Annotated in this window: 10 protein-coding genes; 2 read left to right on the top strand and 8 right to left on the bottom strand. The window is 32.8% G+C overall.

Going from position 1 to position 16,744, the window contains the following annotated elements:
* A partial coding sequence (locus IC221_RS12625; RefSeq protein WP_188169314.1) for a T9SS type A sorting domain-containing protein occupies window positions 1-2,316 on the top strand: 2,316 nt, incomplete at its 5' end.
* Between the two features lie 293 nt (window positions 2,317-2,609).
* Here the strand turns inward: IC221_RS12625 and IC221_RS12630 are convergent.
* The 6 genes from IC221_RS12630 to IC221_RS12655 all read right to left on the bottom strand — a co-directional run bounded on the left by IC221_RS12630 (window position 2,610) and on the right by IC221_RS12655 (window position 12,089).
* A complete protein-coding gene (locus IC221_RS12630) occupies window positions 2,610-4,349 on the bottom strand; it encodes an ABC transporter ATP-binding protein (protein ID WP_188169315.1) in 1,740 nt (579 codons plus the stop codon).
* Between the two features lie 237 nt (window positions 4,350-4,586).
* Entirely contained in the window at window positions 4,587-5,348 is a 762-nt protein-coding gene (locus IC221_RS12635) for a LytTR family DNA-binding domain-containing protein (RefSeq protein WP_188169316.1), read from the bottom strand.
* Window position 5,349: 1 nt separating this feature from the next.
* Window positions 5,350-6,396, bottom strand: a complete 1,047-nt coding sequence (locus tag IC221_RS29745; protein ID WP_188169317.1) for a sensor histidine kinase — start codon at window positions 6,394-6,396, stop codon at window positions 5,350-5,352.
* 275 nt (window positions 6,397-6,671) lie between these two features.
* Window positions 6,672-7,985 (bottom strand): TolC family protein, encoded by a 1,314-nt coding sequence (locus tag IC221_RS12645; protein ID WP_188169318.1) that lies wholly within the window; start codon window positions 7,983-7,985, stop codon window positions 6,672-6,674.
* Window positions 7,986-7,990: 5 nt separating this feature from the next.
* Complete coding sequence (locus IC221_RS12650; protein ID WP_188169319.1) at window positions 7,991-11,029, bottom strand: efflux RND transporter permease subunit; 3,039 nt, start codon at window positions 11,027-11,029, stop codon at window positions 7,991-7,993.
* A 7-nt stretch (window positions 11,030-11,036) separates the two neighbouring features.
* Entirely contained in the window at window positions 11,037-12,089 is a 1,053-nt protein-coding gene (locus IC221_RS12655; protein WP_188169320.1) for an efflux RND transporter periplasmic adaptor subunit, read from the bottom strand.
* Between the two features lie 317 nt (window positions 12,090-12,406).
* On the opposite strand from IC221_RS12655, the gene IC221_RS12660 reads away from it, so the two are divergent.
* Window positions 12,407-12,952, top strand: coding sequence for a hypothetical protein (locus IC221_RS12660; protein ID WP_188169321.1), 546 nt, complete (start codon window positions 12,407-12,409; stop codon window positions 12,950-12,952).
* Here IC221_RS12660 and IC221_RS12665 read toward each other — a convergent pair.
* Both IC221_RS12665 and IC221_RS12670 read right to left on the bottom strand, forming a co-directional pair.
* Window positions 12,945-13,565: a 3'-5' exonuclease gene (locus IC221_RS12665; RefSeq protein ID WP_188169322.1), complete on the bottom strand. Its 621-nt coding sequence runs from the start codon at window positions 13,563-13,565 to the stop codon at window positions 12,945-12,947. The genes IC221_RS12660 and IC221_RS12665 overlap by 8 nt on opposite strands.
* Window positions 13,566-13,694: 129 nt before the next feature.
* Window positions 13,695-16,709 carry a response regulator gene (locus IC221_RS12670; RefSeq protein ID WP_188169323.1) on the bottom strand — a complete coding sequence of 1,005 codons (3,015 nt, stop codon included), beginning with the start codon at window positions 16,707-16,709 and terminating at the stop codon, window positions 13,695-13,697.
* Between the last annotated feature and the right edge of the window lie 35 nt (window positions 16,710-16,744).

The raw sequence follows: 16,744 nt of genomic DNA on the forward strand, positions 1-16,744 counted from the left end.
TTAAACAATGAAAATAATAGAAATTTGTCTGTTTCTGAAGATGGTACTTATCATTGTATTATAACAAACCCTGATTACCCTTCTCAAAATAATATTACAACTGGTAAATATACCATGATTGATGTTAGTGAATTCCAAGCGGACTCACTTGCAATACTTTCTTTAAAATCGGCTAATCCTGATGTAAACCTTAATTGGAGTACGTCACTTAAAGTGGTGAATTGGGACAGTGTTACTCATACTGGGTTTCAAGGGGATCCTGTAAGTGCAGTAAAACTGAAAAATATTGGACTCTCTACAATTCCTTCCGACTTTATGAATGATGGTGCATTACTAAATTTGGATACTTTTGATATCTCCAATAATAAATTGACATTCTATGATTTATACAATGCTCAAGCCATAATTAATCAAGAAGGTGCTTTTATAGACTATTCTGAACAGGCGGTTGTAGGAGAAGAACAATCCATAGGCTTTAAAGAGGAAATGATCACGTTAACGCTCGATCCTACATTAGTTGACACTCGAAATCAGTATCAATGGTATAAAGATAATATCATTATTGATGGAGCTACTGATCCTACATATACTACGAATGAACTAGGAGGTTACTATTGCTTAGTGACCAATAATGACTTTAGTTCTTTAACATTACAATCTGCAAGTACATTTATTTATAGCGTTGATGATTTCATCAGTGATTCAACCATTGTAGCATCAATATATACTAACAACCCTAACAATACATTAAATTGGGATATCTTATCACCAATTAATACATGGGAAGGAGTAAAATTAAGAGGAGAGAGAGGTAGGGTGAAAGCATTAATTTTAAATGCTAAACAATTAGATTTACTCCCTGAAAATTTAGGAGAACTTACCGAACTTGAACTGTTAGAAGTTGGGAATAACAGAATAAATGAACTCCCAAACAGTATTGGAATGTTGAAAGTATTAAAAGAGTTCAAAATCAATAGTAATCAACTCAATGATTTGGTCAATGAACTCTATGATTTAGAGCAATTAGAAGTTATAGATATTAGCAATAATCAAATTTCTTCTATTGACCCAAAAATCTCACAACTCAGTCAATTACAACAAGCACATATACAAGACAACTATTTTACTTTCGATGATATCCAACAAATTCCATTAGAAAGAAATCGTTTTACGTACTCTCCTCAACAAATTATTGGTGAAGAGCAACAAATTGCCTCAGCTGGAGCTATTACGATTCAGATAGACCCTAGTATTGACCCTGATGTGAATACCAATCAATACACTTGGTTATACAATGGTGTTTTGATTCCAGGAGAAAAAGAAAGGACGCTAGTTGTGGATAGAAATTATGGGGAATATCAATGTATTATCAATAATACTGAATACACTGATTTGACATTAACAGTAGCTAGTATTTTTGTAGAAACTGATGAGATTGACGAAAATGACAAATTAATCTTAGAGGCTATCAAAGCTTTAAATACTGAAAACACATTAGATTGGCCTGATGATGAACCTGTTGCTTTTTGGGAAGGTGTAAGAGTAGATGGTATTACTGCAAAAGTTATTGAGTTAGATCTTTGGAATAAAAACCTTGATGTCTTACCTGATAATTTTGCAGCATTGAATGCTCTTAAAAATGTAAATCTAAGTTCGAATAACCTATCTGAACTTCCAGAAAACATTGGTGATTTAGCAATCACATTAGCATATTTTAATGCCTCTCAAAATCACTTTTCATTTGCAGAATTAGATAAAATAAGATTAAGTGACACCAACGATAAAATTAATTTTGTCTATACCAATCAAAAGTTAATAGGTGTCGAAGGAGAAATTGTTACACTAGAAAATGGATACAATACTATTTATATTCCTTCATTTATTCAAACTGAAAATGATGTCTATCAATGGTATTATCAAGGAAAACCTTTAGCAGATGCTACAAATAATTCAGTAATAGTTAATACTACAGGTGATTACAATTATACCATTACAAATTCGAACTATGATAATATTGTGTTAACTTCCTTCCCTATTAAAGTCGATGGTGTAACAAATATTGAAGGTCCTATTAATAATAAAATATCGATTTATCCGAATCCAACTGAAAATATAGCAACCGTACAAACTACTGAGAATATCAAAATTTTAGATGTTCAAATTTATGATGTAACAGGTAAAAAATATAAGATTGAGACGAATGTTCGATCTATCACTCAATGGACCCTTGATCTTACAAAGGTCCCTAATGGAATGTATTTAATCAATGTTCAAACAGACCAAGGTATTACTTTATTGAAAATTACTAAACAATAAAGTTGACTTCCAAAACATTGTAAACTAAATTCTCGTTAATGTACAACTTCTTTTATGGAGGATAAAGGGTATTATGCTGTGATTCGTGAGGACGTTGCAATGCAAGGTCCCTACAGAACTGCATTTTAGCAAATGAATATAAAGTGCATTACTTTAGGGGTGTTTTCGTAAAAATCCTCATGACCCATAATACATAATTATTCGCTATTAATAGAGGGATTTACACTAATTCACGATGACTGAAAAGCGAGAGTATATTCTTATTTTCCTTGGAAAGAATTAGATTAATGTATTTAGTTTGACTCACTTATTACTTCATCTCGCTTTTTAATTTCAATAATTCGATCACAATCTTCCAAAGTGCTTAATCGATGAGCAATAATTATAATAGTAAGGTTTGACTCTGATAATTTATGGATTGACTCCGTAATTTCCTTTTCTGTTTGTGTATCCAATGCTGAAGTTGCTTCATCAAAAAATAAAATTTCTGCATCAAAATAAAGTGCTCTTGCAATACCTACTCTTTGTCTTTGTCCTCCTGACAGCTTAGTACCATTCTCTCCTATTCTTGTATGAATTCCATTTTCCAATTCTTGGCTGACATCATAAAGAGATGCCCTTTTTAAAACTACGTCAAGTTTTTTAAAATCTATATCTTCATCCTTAACTCCAAATGCTACGTTTTCAGCAAGCGATCCATCAATGATATATACTGACTGTTGTACGTAGCCTACTTTATGATAAAATGCATCAATATATTCTTCTCCAAATACTTGATTATCTATTAAATATTGACCCTTTGTTACCTTTAGAAAACCTAAAAGAATATTCATTATTGTCGTTTTACCAGAACCTGACGCACCAATTAAACCAATAGTCTCTCCCTTTTTTATTACCAAAGAAAAGTCTTTTAAGATATTTTTTTCAGCATTTGGATAATGAAAAGACACATTTTCTAAAATCAAAGAATTTTCAAACTTCAATTCTTTTTGTTGTGGTTTCTCAAAGTGCATTTCTTTTTTTAGGGGTTCTAATACATTAAATGTCCATTTATTTTGATTAAGGCCATTTAAATAAGTCATCATTCTATTAATTGATGGCATCACTCTGAATCCTGCTATAGCAAAAAGCCCTAGTAATTGTAGTAATTCAATTCTTGACTCTAAATAATAGACTCCATAAATATTCATCACTAAAACGGCTAACATCAGTGCACTCTCAATCACTCTTGTTGGAGCAAGGTTATAAATATTAGCTCTTATATTAACATCTACTAATTGATTAACATCGTCACCCATTCTATTACGAAATAGTTGTTCTGACCCAGATATAAGAACATCTACATAACCAAAAATACTTTGAAAAATATTTTTATTTAACCTTGGTGTTACTTTCTGTCTTATTGAACCAATTTCAATTGATTTATTTCGTACATATCTATACAGTAACAAAAATGAAGGTATCACAATTGCTGATAACAAGGTCAGAACCTTAAAATCATAAATAGTTATACTTATAATTATTAGTAGTAAAATGATAATCTCATTTAATATATTTAATACTCCTAATAACTGACTATTTGCAAATGATTGTGTTGCTCCCTGAACATTTCTATTTAATATATTAGAATTCTCCTCTTTAAAGAAAATAAAACCTTTACGATAGTAAATTTGATGTAATCGTTGTGCAAAATCACTATACAAGCCCATTGCAAATTCACTTTGCAATTTTACGATAAACATTCCAGCAATATTTTTTATCACCACTATTAAAAATAAGGCAGTCGTCAAAAGAATAATAAATTGTTTATCATCCGTCAAACCGAAAAAAGTATAAATCCAATTGGCCCAATCGTACTTATTGACAACATCATCTTCTAATAAGACTGCAAAAACGGGAAGCATGGCACTTAAACCTATCAACTCTAAGCCAGAATTAATAAATAAAAGAATACTTACTCCTAATGCTTTTACTTTTTGATCTTTGGGTAAAATGGAACGAATAAATTGTAAGGTTTGGAAAATGATATTCATATTAAAAAAGTTCTTCAAGTTATTATTCTTGTTGAATTCGTAGATTATTTGCGTTTGAATACTGTTTAGCGACACAAATATAGAAGAATTGGCTGAAGCAAGGGAATTATAAGTCCAAAATGTATGATTTGGCTAGTTCTTTCTTTTATCATTCATAATTTGATAATATAGCATAAGTACTAAAATGATATAGAAATAAACTACTTATACAATGTTATAGATTTAAGAAGTGAAAGGTCACCCTACCACCCACTTCTTAAACTTTGGTGCTTTTTCTTTTGGAATGACAATTTCCTCCTCTTCCATGTCCTTTAATCTTAACACCCATTTTCCGTTGTAGAATGGTTCAATACTTTTTACAGCATTGACATTCACGATGTATTGACGGTTGACTCTAAAAAAAAGAGTGGGATCTAGTTCATACTCCAGTTTATCTAAAGTATAATCGATGGTAATTGTCACTTGCTGATCTGTATGTGCAAAGGTGGTTTTATTTTGGGAATGAAAACAGGCGATATCTTTTACGTTTAAAGCTTCCATACTAACAGCTGTATTTCCCCAAATGCGTTTCCTATAGGCCTTAGTTTGTTCTGATACATGCTTTTGAATATTTTTAATTTCTTGTTTTGAAACAACAGATGTATTTTGATTTTCAAACTTTTGAATGGCTTTTTGAACCCACTTTTCTTCGACAGGTTTTAATAAGTAATCAATACTATTGACTTGAAATGCTCTCAATGCGTATTCATCATAGGCAGTGACAAAAATAATCGGAATGTCTATATCTGTACTTTCTAAAATCTCAAAACTTAAACCGTCCGTTAACTGAATATCCATAAATATGACATCAGGTTTAGTTTCTTTTCCTTCAAAAAACTCAAGACTTTCTTCAATAGACTGTAGTGGGAATAAAAACTCCCATTCTGGTCTGATTTCCTGAATTACCTTTTTTAAATAACGTTGAGCAGGTACTTCATCCTCAATTATCAATACTTTCATGCTATGCTTCCTTTTTTAATAATGGAATGGTTACGGAAAAATAATCGTCTGTTTCAATTATATCAATTTGTGCTTTTTTATCCAATGCCTTAAAGCTCTCTTTTAAATAAGTAAGGCCTATATGATAAGATTCTTGCTTTTTATTTTTTAACTGTTTGTTATTTTCCACCTTAACATAATTCTGATTCATATCCACTTTTATAGTTAATGGTTTCCGAAGTGTAGCCACATTATGTTTAAATGCATTTTCTAAAAGTAACTGAAGACTTAGCGGTGGCATAATTTTCTGACTATGCTCATCATTGATGTTTAATTCCAACTGAAGCCCTTCTCCTAATCTTACTTGGTGTAAATCCAAATAATGTTTCATGGCTTCCCACTCGGTTTCAAAAGTCACTTCGGTGGCCTCTTTGGTCTGCAAGACATACCGGTAAGTATAGGATAAATCCATAGCGAACTTCTTCGCTTGAGCAGGATCGTATTCTATTTCAGAAATTAGTACATTCAAACTATTAAATAGGAAATGTGGATTAAGATGAGCCTGTAAAGCTCTATTTTCTGCTCTTAATTTATCTTGTTTTAATGTCTCTGTTTTGATAGATTCATCTCTCCATTTTCTTAGAAAGTCATCTGTAATGGTTAAGGAACAGTAGAGTAATAAAATTAAGCTTTGAATAACACCAAGAATCAAATTATTCTTATTAATAATATGTGGTGAAGGAATATTGGAATGTAAGTTTATAGTAATCAGAACTACATAAAAAAATACAAAAGCCATTATAAAAAGAGAGACTAATTCTAGAGTAAGCCTGTAACTTGGGTTCTTCTTAAATGGTAATACGTTTTCGTAAAAATTTGAAAGATGCCTCCCCAAATACACCACCCCATTGAACCAAATTAAATATAAGTAAGTTGAGATATAACTAAATACATCTATCACCTTAAAATCTTCAATTATTGACCAGTAAGTAAAATATAACAGTAGTAAAGACAATGTTATACTTAATGCTGGTGTCAACCATTTATAATTTCTTTCTAATAAAATCATTGATGAACTGTTTTATTGAAGTGTATTATTCCGCTTCTTCTCGTAAATTGTTAAACTTAATAAATTCTCTTATCAAGTACTATGTGGACTTCGTTATCGTCAACTTTCAATGCACATTAATACAAGTTTTCTTAGGTCTTCTTTCAAGCTTCATTCTCCAAATCGATATATATGTAATTTCACATGTATAACTTGTTCCTTTATTTTATAAAAAAAGGGGGAAGATATAACAAAATATCTCCCCTACTTTTTCCTACCGTTAATTGTTTTAGCTGTTAGTTAGCTGTTAAATTTCCCATCGAACGGACATAATGTGTCCATTGTATCTGAGCCTTTAACTTTGATTGTATATATTCAATGACAGCTTGTTCGAGATATAATTGAGAGTCAATCACCTCTAAAATATCAATTAGCCCTTCTTCGAATCTTTCTTCCATTACCGATGCATTCTGACGTGCTTTTGTTAAAGACATCTTAGCAACAGTATTCTCTTTTAAACTATTCTGCCAAGCCACTCTTTTCTGAGCAATTTCTAAGTCCAAAAGTTCTTTTGTTCTTTCAAGTGCCAATTGCTCATTATGCACTTTAAGTTGTTGACTTGCCACTAAATGCTGCTTTCTTCCACCATGAAATAATGGAATACTTAGCATTACACCTGCTTGAACATTGGGTACTGCACCCGGCAACATATTATAACCTGGAGCAGAGTAAGAAGCTGTAGCAATCCCATCTAATTGAAATCTATACATACTTTTTACAATGTTCATATCTTTAATACGCTTCTCTACATTAAATTCGGCCACTTTATATTCAGGACGAACACTCATCTGCATTTCATGCGATTGAAAATGTTCCAATTCAATGGAATCAATCAAAGTAATTTCATCTTCAAAGGGTCTACCTAATATTCTATTCAAAGACATCTTATATACTTTCAGGTCATTTTCCGCTTGAATAACAGCTAAATCTGCCCTGTTCACTCTTACTTCCGTCATCAATAGATCACTTCTGTCAAGCGTTCCAACCTCAACCTTATTTTCTACTAAACCTGCAATTCTAGATAAATCATTTTTATAATTTTGCATTGCAAAAACCAGCTCATTTTGAGCGACAGATTGCCAATATTGAAGGTCTGTAGCCATGATGACATCCTGACTTGTGATTTGCAGTTGTTCAGAAGCAATTTTATACTGAATATCGGCTCTCTTTTTACGCTCTTGAAGCTGACCTCCTTTATAAATAGGCTGAGTCAACGTAGTATAAAGTCCATATTGATGTTGAGCACCTTGCCCTAATGTTTCTCCCGCTAAATCTCCAAACCTTGGATCATCTGGCAAAGCCATTGCTAATGGATTTTGAACGTACCAGTAATCTGCACTAGCACCAATCTTCGGCATCATATTCGCCATGGCGGCTTTGTAGTTTTGATATCCTACTTCTACCGTATTTTCAGCCATTTTCACTAATTGTTCATGCTCAATCGCTTCTTTTCTATATTGCAATAAATAAGGATCATTGACTTGAGCGTGAGCTTCTATTGCTCCTAAACATATCAGGAGAACTACGAAGTGTTTATGTAATTTTTCCATGGATATTATTTGTTTAGTTTGATGTTATAGAAAATGGCATAAAATACAGGTACGGCTATCAACGTCAAGAATGTAGCAAACCCTAAACCGAAAATAATAGTCACGGACATAGCCCCAAAAACTGAATCTGGAATCAATGGTATCATACCAAACATGGTGGTGATAGCTGCCATTAATACTGGTCTGGTTCTTGAAATTGTTGCATAAACAATGGCATCAAGATGTGATAGTCCTTCTTTCCTCTGTATATTTACCTCATCCAACAATACAATGACATTTTTAATCACCATACCTAACAAACCAATCCACCCAATAAATGACATAAAGTCAAATGCTCTTCCTAATCCAACTAACCCGAAGATCACTCCTATTAGGGAGAATGGAAGTAACACCATCACAATCAGAGGTTGTTTGTAATTACCAAATAATGCAATCAAAATGGCAATGATCAGTAAGAAAGCCAATGGGAAGAATGTGACAATTGCATCTACAGCTTCTTTTTGATTCTTCTTTTCAGCATCCCACATGAAAGTATATCCTTCTGGAAGTTCCATTGCTTCGATCTTACTTACAATATCTTTTTGCAATTCTGCAGTAGTTACCCCATCGATAGGATCGCATAATGCCGATAAAGCTCTATGGCGATTGTACGTTTGAATAAGAGGGTATTCATAACCTAAACTCATTCCGTTAGTAAGTTGTGGAAGAGGAACATTTTTTTCCCCTGAAATCACCTTCATGTTTTCCACTTTCTCAATATTTGGAATTTCTCCTTCATCCAATTTCAAAACAATTGGCATTAATTCATTATCCTCTCTGTAAGTACCCACTGGCAAGCCTTCACTCACTACTCTAAATGAGTTCGCAATTTCTGCTCTTGTTACCCCTGCTCTTGCTGCCTTGTTATTTGAGTACTCCGCTGTCCAAACTGGAGCCATATTAAACCAGCTGCTATGAACATGTCTTGAAAGATCACTTTCTCTCATGATCATCATGGCTTCATTCACCAAAGAATCTAAGACTTGAATATCATTACCCATAAATCGAGCCTCTACCTTACCGTCTAATGGTGACATTACAGAGTAAAGTTCGGGACGGATAAATATATCTGGCCAATTAGAATATTTCTCTTTTTCTAACCTTGAAAAAACTCTATCTACATTATCATAATCTTCACATTCTACAATAAAATGCATCACATTGGATTGGGGACCATAAGCTGATGAGGCAAGGAAATATCTTGGAGGTGTATTACCCAAAGTCATTGTCACTTCTTTCACCTCTTCTTGTTCCATCAACCAATCATAGATCTTATCCGCTTGTTCTTCCGTGTATTCAATTCTTGTCCCTTCCGGAGTGAAAGCATTAATTTTGAAGAGATTTTTCTCAAGTTCAGGCATAAATACGATAGACATGTATTTAGCCGTGAACAATGAGAAAGCGAATAATCCTAGGAAAATGCCTAATGAAATATATTTATATTGGATACCAAGTTTTAAGAAAGAGCGGAATTTATCATAGAATTTTCCTCGGAATAGGTCATCTGATTCTCCTTCTTTTTTCTTTTCATCCTTTAAAAAAACATCACATACTAATGCCGACTGCGTAAGTGCAAAAACCCAACTTAGAGAAAGTGAAATGGCTAAAACACTGAATAGAGATGATAAATATTCACCGGTTGAGTCTGGTGAAATTCTGATTGGTAAAAAGGTAAGAATTGCAATAATGGTTGCTCCTAAAAGTGGCCAAGCTGAAGCCGTTGCAGCTTCCATAATGGCCTGTTTCTTAGGAATACCCATTTTCATTTTCATTAAAATGGATTCGATGACCACAATGGAGTTATCAACCAACATACCCATGGCAATAATCAATGCTGCTAATGAAACCCTTTCCATATTGATTCCAAAAGACCACATTATAATGATCGTTGCGAGGATTGAAAATACTAACCCTGACCCTACTAGGATACCATTCTTTAAACCAATAAAGAAAAGAAGAATTAATACTACTGTCCCAACTGAAGCAATAAGGTTAAAAACAAAACCATCATTGGCTACTTTAGATTCATTGCCTTGGTCATAGATATTTTTGATGAATAATCCTGCTGGAAGATTCTGTTTTATTACCTCCAATTGAGCACGTACATCTTCCCCTACTTCCACTACATTGGCACCAGCTGAAGCAGATATAGCAAAACCTACCGCTGGAATCCCTTGTATTTTCATTTTGGAAGTATAGGGAGTGACGTACCCTTCCTCAATCGCACAAATTTCTTTTAATCTGATTTGATTTCCTTTCGAAGTTGTAATAAGGAAATTCCCAATTTCTTCTGTATCATTAAAATCTCCACCGATTTTAACTCTTAATCTTTGTTCATGGGTATTGACAAAGCCAGCATTTACAAGCTTGTTTTGCTGATTAAGTGCAAGCATCACATTTTCTAATGATACACCCAACTGATTCATTGCCGAATAAGATAATTTTAGGTCAATACTCTCTTGTGCTTTACCAAAAAGTGATACCTTAGCGACATTATCTACTTTTAATAACTCCTTTTTAATATCGTCAGCATAATCATTGAGTTCTCTATATGTGAAACCATCACCATAAATACCATAGAAAAGTCCTAGTACATCAGCAAAGTCATCATTGACAATTGAGGGATTTGCATTTGCAGGCAACTGTGATTGTACATCTCCTACTTTTCTTCTCAACATATCCCACATTTGGGGAATATCATCTCCATGAACAGTCTTTTTTAATACTACAAGTATTCTTGAAACTCCATGTCTACTGTCAGAGTCTAAATAATCCAAACCGTCCATGGCTTGAATGGCCTCCTCCAATTTATCTGTCACTTGCTGTTCTACTTCTTCTGCAGAAGCACCCGGATAAGTGGTTAAAACTATAGCTTGTTTGATCGTAAATGGGGCATCTTCTAACTTACCTATTTTTTGATAGGCAATCACACCTCCTAATATTACCAAGGCTAAAATAAACCAGGTAAACGGTTTATTTTCAATTGAAAATTTCGTTAAGTTCATTGGTTTATTAGTTCTTAGTGATTAAAGAATTTTCAAAGTTGGCTCTTACTTTTTGGTTTTCTACCAATAGAGAACCACCCGTTGCAACCACAAAATCTGCATTCCCCAGCATCTTTACTTCAACCTTACTTTCATTTTTCAATTGTAGTAATTGTACATTCACTTTTTTAAGCGTATTTTCTTCAGGGGAAACCGCCCAAACAAAGTAGTCACCATTGGCCTCGCCAATTACCGCACTTGAAGGTAAAGTAACCGTAGATGCATCATTAGTATTAAAACTGAAGTATACCTCTGCTGTCATACCTGCTAAAAAAAGCTCTTCAACCTCCTGAACTTCTAATAACATTGGGTAAGCATAATTCAACTGCTCTGTATCGTGTAGTACTTCAATCACTTTTGCCCAATACGTTTTACCTGGCTTAGAATCAAAAACAACTTCAATTTTATCCAATTCATTGACTTTCATCACAACCTCTTCTGGTACAGTACACCTTACCCTCGTATTTTCAAAATCTTGTAAAGTAATTACTGTTTTTGACGCCGTGACATGCTCGCCTTTTTCTATCGTTAATTTTTTAACTCGCCCTGTAAAAGGAGCTATTAATTTAGTATCTACTAAAGCATTTTCAGCAAATTCTAAGTTTGAAGACGCTTGTTCAAAATCAAGAACAGCTTTATCATAAGCTTGCTCTGAAATATTATTTTTTTGAAAAAGCTTTTCAGCTCTATCTTTTGCGGTTTTTGCTAACTGAAAGGTGGATTTTGCTTTCTGCAATTCAATTTTATAATCTCTTGGATCAATTATACCTAAGACTTGTCCTTTTCGTACATGTTGTCCCTCTTCCAAGTCAAAAGTCTTTAAAGGACCACTTACTCTGAAAGATAATTGTACTTCTTTTTGTGGGATAGAAACCCCAGTAGCTATATTGGTTTTATTAGCTCCATCTTCTAGTACTTGAACTACTTTGACCAATTGATCTTTAGTAGTGTTCTCTTGAACTTTCTCTCCTGTACAAGAAGTAAATACAATTAATATTGTATACAGAAATAAATGCCTCATTTTAGATAGTAATTATAGAGTATAAAAATTATGATAATGATCGTGTAAATAAATCGTATTAATCTATCCATATATACTCAAATACGTTCATTGTGAAGCATCTCAACTACTGAAACCGCTAAATAAAGTACTGTAACAGTTATTTATCAAACTGAATCACCCTTTAAGTGATCTCATAAAACGTTCTTCTCAAATTTTAAAATGGTGCAAATGAATGTCAAAAAAATCTATTAGCATTTTGGATTTTTAGCAAATATGTTAAATTTGTAGAAGACTATTTTTTTATGTGTATCTGTAAATAAACTTAATCTAGAAACATGTCAATTTGGAAAGCTCTTGAAAATGCAGTTTTAGATAATTCTCCAAATCGCCAGAAACTCAATGCTCCTGAAAAGATTTCTCTTCAAGAAGATGATCTATTATTATTAAAGGAAAATGACTCTGCCGCTAACGAGTACATGCATCATCTAATTCTCCATACTTCAGAAAAACTTTACAATACAGAATATTACGAACCTTATGTAATTGGCCTTTTTGCTGTAGGTATGGCTGTTGCTCGATGTGATGGTAGAATTGTAGAAGAAGAAAAAATTGAGATTGGGAATTTCATTGATTTCATCACACATAGCGAATTACCTCAACGTTATTATGATAAAATGGATGCTATCAAAAATATGATTTTCTTAAATTTTAATACAGCAATGAGTTTTGTGGGGCAAATGCATGAAGATACATGGATTGTAGTAGATCACCTTATTACACTAACTATTAAAGCTGATGGACAAATTGCCACTCAAGAAATTGATTTTTATAGAAAATGGAAATCTTGGTTAGAGGCTAAATCTTATGAAAGAGCTATTTAAGATAATTGGTCCCTTTTTCGTATCCGGCTTGCATTAATTGTTCCCAAACAAACAAAGTCATAAAACTATCAGATAAAGAATTGTGGGCATTATCTAAAAGTATTTTATCTTCTAAAGTTAAATGACTTTTAAAATGATTAAATGCCGTTGATAAACGTTGCCAAGTATAATTATTGTATTTCTCATTCCATTCCTTTATCACACCTGTAGAAAAAACATTCATTGCACAGTAAATTCCTTTAGCATTTCTAAGGTCCACATAGTTCATATCAAAAGGTGCATTATAAATGATCACATTTTGATCTTCTACAAGGTCATTGATCATATCTTGCATGGCAAAATCATATACAGGAGCATCTTCTACCATTTGGGGAGAGATTCCATTGACAGCCATTGCTTCAGGCCATGTTTTTCTGTATTTAGGTTTAATGTATGTGCTTAGAAGAATTTCCTTTTTATCATTGATAATACTTATCTGCAAAGCTTCGTCAACTCCTGCGTCTAAACCCGTGGTTTCAGTGTCGAGGATTAAAAAGTCCTCTGTAATAAACTTTTCTTCCTGAAGATTGCTTTCAGATTGTTCTTTTTTATTTTTGATAAGATCATCAAACATAGTAAAAATAAGCTGATTTAATTCTTAAAAACCAAGTGCAAAAGAAACCTTTCTACTATTGTTACTGCACTTTTATCAAAGGTATTAATTTAAGCATTAGAACACTTCATTACAATAATTTTTAAAGAATTAATTGTAATTTTTTAATTTAAAATCTTCTCCCTCTCTATATCTCTTAGGAGAGACACCATAAAGATCAGAGAAACATTTTGTAAAATAAGCAGGTGTGTTAAATCCAGTCTGATAGGCAATATCTGAGATACTCGTATCAGAATTTTTGAGTAGCTCAGCACTGTATCTCAATCTTATATCTCTCATAAATACACTCGAAGACTTTCCTGTTAACGCTTTAATTTTACGGTGTAACTGACTTCTACTGATAAATAATTTTTGAGCGATTTCTTCTACGCTTAATTCCGTGTTATCAAGATTATCTTCAATGATTGAAGTAAATGATTTAATTAATTTCTCATCATTATTTGAAAACTCTACCACATCTTTCTTCACTAGGAAGTGCTCTCTGAACTTAGATTGAAGTATCTTCCTGTTCTCAAGTAAATTCTGAATTCTTATTAATAATTCTTGTTTGTTAAATGGCTTCGTAATGTAGGCATCTGCTTTAGTTGTATAGCCTTGTAGTAATGTCGATTGATCCGCTTTTGCAGTAAGCAATATGACTGGAATATGTGATGTCTGATCAGTTTCTTTCAATAATCGAGTCATTTCAATACCATCTACTTCCGGCATCATAACATCAGATAGAACAATATCAGGCATTATTTCTTTGGCCATCTCAAAACCTTTTTTACCATTCTCTGCAAGGCTTACATCATACTTCTCTTTAAGTATCTTATGAAGGTATTTTCTTATTTCTTCATTATCATCAATCACTAAAATAGAAGGTAAATTTTCCTCCTTACTTACCTCTAAAATTGGCTCAGGAGTTTCTGGAATTATATTTTGATCTACTATAGGTTGATGCTCAATATCAGAAGTTATTATTTCTAGTTCCACTTCTTTAGATTCAAAATAAGACAGGTCTACTGGAATTTCCACACCAAACTTCGTCCACTCATTTTCCACACTTTCCACTTTTATTGTACCAAAATACTTTGTGATAATTCCTTGTGTCAAAGCTAATCCAATTCCATTGGTTGTGGAAAGACCTATATTAGAGTGATAGTATTGATTAAAGATGTATGGAAGATCATCCGGAGCAATTCCTTTACCATTGTCATAAAACGACATACTTAATATACCATCCTTTATAGTTGCTTTGACAACTATTTCACCTTCTTCTTTTGAGAACTTGATTGCATTAAAAATAAGGTTATTTACTACTTTATTGATACTATTTTTATCAGTATAACCAACGTTTCGAGTCCCTTTAAAAATGAAATCTAATTTGACATTTCTTTGTTCAGCATAAGAGTGGAAAGATGCCACACCAACGGTCAATAATTCTTTAATATCTATTTCACTTAACTTCAAAGTATTGTTATTTTGAAGTTCTAAGTTTGTCAAGTCAAGTATCTGATTGATCAATTCTAAAAGTTGCTTGGTTTGATATTCAAGTGACCTCAAACTATCATTTCTTTCAACCTGCCCTTTTAAATCATCAACAGCTCCAATCATCAATGTCAGTGGAGTTCTAAATTCATGTGAAATATTTGCAAAGAATTTAGTTTTAAACTCATCTAATTCCTCTAATCGTTTCTCCCTTTCAATGGCATTCGCTTTTTGCTCTTCTGATATTTTCAGTTGTGCTTCTTTTAAGCGAATATTGATAAAGTACAACACAATTACCACTAGTGCTAGAACACAAACTAAAATAACAATCCAGAACCATAACGTTCTTTCTTTCTGAGCCGATCTTAATAAATTATCCTTTATTGTTTTCTCCTTAATTAGTTTTTTATTTCTGAAATTAGCTTCTAACTGAGTCAATTTTCTAAATTCAGATCGATTATTTAACTCCTCATTGACTTTGATTAATTTTCGCTGTGATTCATACGCTTTTTGATAATCACCTCTATTCGCATAGATCTGAATTAAAGAACTTAATATTTTAAATTTTCTTTGAATTGTAGTATTATCTCCAGCTATATTATAAGCTTCCAAAAAATATTTCTCTGCTTTCTTATCATCTTTATCCCTTTCGAGAGCAATGATTCCCATCACTTCTAATGCCGCTGCATGAGTAGAGTAGCTATACTTGTATTTATTAATCAAGTCAATTGCTTCATAAATATAATGTTCAGCAGAATCGAACTGATGCAATTTCATAAAGCCTATACCAATTAACGTAGAAGCAGGTGCAAGTTTCTCTTTAAGATTATTTTTTAATAAAATTGTTCTTGCTTTCTTAGCTGTTGAAACCGCTTTATCGATATTCTCTCGCTTCAATAATGAATCTTTCAGTGTACTACTCAGAGAAGAAAAAGTACCTGACATATTAATGTAAACAGTAGCCACAAAATAGTCATTTTTTAATTGATGACCTACCTGTAGAGCTTCTTCAAAAGAGGCTATAGCCTTTAAATAATTTTCTTGTTGGAGTTTTTCATTCCCTTCTACGCTATTGTTTTTCCAAATGAGAGCTTCATTAGTCAATACTTTATACAACCCTTGAAGATTATTATTTTCCTCATAAATCATTTTGGCTCTTTGAAAATAGTGGATTGCTTGATCAAAATCCCCTTTACTTTTTAGATACAACCCCATATGATTACACCCTTCCGCTATTTCAGTTGAGTCTTGTAATAATTCCAGGTATTCAAAGCCTTCTAGTAAATTAATGAAAGCCAAAGAATCATTAGCCATGAAAAATTCAACCGATCCCAGACATAAGCAACTTTTTCCTTTTCCTCTCAAATAATCGGCCTCAAAACTCATTTTTTTAGCTTGAGTTAGGTAAATTTTGGCACTATCTAAGTACCCTCCTATCATATAGGACCTTCCTTTTATCTCAATTAAGTCAATTTTTCTTTCTGTAATTGACCCATATTCATCCAGCCTAAGTAAGGAATCAATAGTATTTACGGTCTCTGAAGTGCTTTTATATTTAACTTTCTCCAGATACTGTTTAATATGCTCGTATTTTTCTTCTCCCTCTTTACCAGCAGTAGGTATTTGGCTTAGCAATGGGACCGAAGTAAAGAGTAAAAAAGTTAGTAGCA

The organism is Flammeovirga sp. EKP202, assembly GCF_014534745.1.
Taxonomy (GTDB): Bacteria; Bacteroidota; Bacteroidia; order Cytophagales; family Flammeovirgaceae; genus Flammeovirga.